This is a genomic window from Stutzerimonas stutzeri, from assembly GCF_024448935.1.
Lineage (GTDB): Bacteria > Pseudomonadota > Gammaproteobacteria > Pseudomonadales > Pseudomonadaceae > Stutzerimonas > Stutzerimonas stutzeri_AO.
Genome location: NZ_JAMOIE010000211.1, coordinates 1 through 1,710 on the forward strand (window position 1 = coordinate 1; position 1,710 = coordinate 1,710).

Annotated in this window: 2 protein-coding genes and 1 pseudogene; 1 reads left to right on the forward strand and 2 read right to left on the reverse strand. The window is 55.5% G+C overall.

Annotated elements, in window-relative coordinates:
* Positions 1-135: 135 nt before the first annotated feature.
* Positions 136-755: pseudogene (locus tag NA637_RS24870) on the reverse strand (tyrosine-type recombinase/integrase).
* Between the two features lie 166 nt (positions 756-921).
* Positions 922-1,281 carry a histone-like nucleoid-structuring protein, MvaT/MvaU family gene (locus tag NA637_RS24875; protein WP_256075225.1) on the reverse strand — a complete coding sequence of 120 codons (360 nt, stop codon included), beginning with the start codon at positions 1,279-1,281 and terminating at the stop codon, positions 922-924.
* 156 nt (positions 1,282-1,437) lie between these two features.
* Here NA637_RS24875 and NA637_RS24880 point away from each other — a divergent pair.
* A partial coding sequence (locus NA637_RS24880) for a disulfide bond formation protein B (RefSeq protein ID WP_256075226.1) occupies positions 1,438-1,710 on the forward strand: 273 nt, incomplete at its 3' end.

A 1,710-nucleotide genomic window follows, 5' to 3' on the forward strand; every position in this document is an offset into this window, starting at 1 on the left:
GGCGCTGATCGCGGTAAATAATCGGGAAATTGCCATGCTCAGGAGCAATGGGCTGAAGCACGCACGATAAGAAAGTGTTTTTACACACTCTGGGCCGGATAGCGACGGTCTGGTTTCAACCGTCGCTATCGCTGGTTAAACTTCGGTCTGTTCCGCCATCTCCAGAGCATCGTCTACCTCGATCCCCAGATACCTGACGGTGCTTTCCAGCTTCGTGTGGCCCAGTAGCAGCTGTACGGCTCTGAGGTTCTTCGTCCTGCGGTAGATCAGCGACGCCTTGGTTCGCCGCAGCGTGTGGGTGCCGTATATGGCCGGATCGAGACCAATGGCTGTTACCCAGGCTTTGACGATGCGAGCGTATTGCCTGGTGGAGAGATAGTCTGAGCCGTGCAACCGGCTTGGAAACAGACAATCCTCACCTCGCAGCTGGGCCTGATGTATCCAGTCCTCCAGCGCTGCCCGGGTTTGTTCGGTGATTTCAAACTGTACCGGTCGCTGAGTTTCTGCTGCATCACGATGGCTCGTGGTGACACGTGCGCTCCATGGGCTATGTCGCGTACCCGGAGCTTCGTTAAATCACAGGCGCGTAGCTTGCTGTCGATTGCCAAATCGAATAGAGCAAGGTCTCGGGTTCTCTCCGCAATCTGGAGCCTTACTCGGATAGCCCAAATATCTCTGAGACGAAGCGGCGCTTTCTGACCGACTAGCTTTCCCTTATTCCACGGTTGGTGACAGTGGGTAGCGGTGGTGTTCATGGGTTGCCCTCCAGGTGATGGAGAGCAAGGGTGAGCTGTCATTGCTACGGTCGCTAACCGCCCGGTTCCTGCCGGTGCGAGCGGTGGCTTCGAGTTGTAGACAGCGGATCACGGAAGATCAAAAAGAAGCCAGGCAGTGCCTGGCTTCTTGCATTCGTCGAACGGCTTACTGGAGCCAACTCTCCACCTTTTCGCCGCCGTGCTTCTCTTTCCAAGCTTTCAGAATCTTATGGTTGCCGCCTTTCGTCTCTACCACTTCTCCGGTTTCTGGGTTCTTGTAAACCTTGACTTGGCGCTGCCGACGCGGTCCACGTGCAGTCGGAGCGGCGATGTGCAGACCTGCTTGCGGGTCCAGTAGAGAAATGATGTCGCGTAGGCTCACACCATAGTCGGACATCAGATTGCGGAGCTTTTCCTCGAACTCGATTTCGCGCTTGAGTTCTCCGTCATTCTTTAGAGCATCAAGCTGCTTGAGTTGTGCTGCGAGCTGGGCCTCTAAAGCTTTGAATTCTGCAAGTTTGGACATGGGTAACCTTTCTACGGAACGGGCGACACTTCGTTGTTACTCTACCGCTTGGCCCCAGCAGAACCAAGCCTTCCCGATAAAAGGAAGTATGATGTTCCGAACCAACTGGATGGCGGTTCCACCGCAAGTATTTGTCATCCCCACGAGTTAACCGAAATGAATCCTCAACCTCCAAGCATGACCTGGAATCTGCTGCTGCTAACCTGGCTGGTCGCACTGGTATCGACGCTGTCCGCGCTGTTCATTGGTGAGGTGATGGGCCAGGCACCCTGCGTGTTGTGCTGGTTCCAGCGTGCCTTCATGTTTCCGCTGGCGGTGATCCTGGCCATCGCCTGCTACCGCACGGATTTCACAGTCTGGCGTTATGCCCTACCGCTGACCGTTATCGGTGCGGCGCTGGCATTTGTTCACACGCTGCTCTATGCAGGA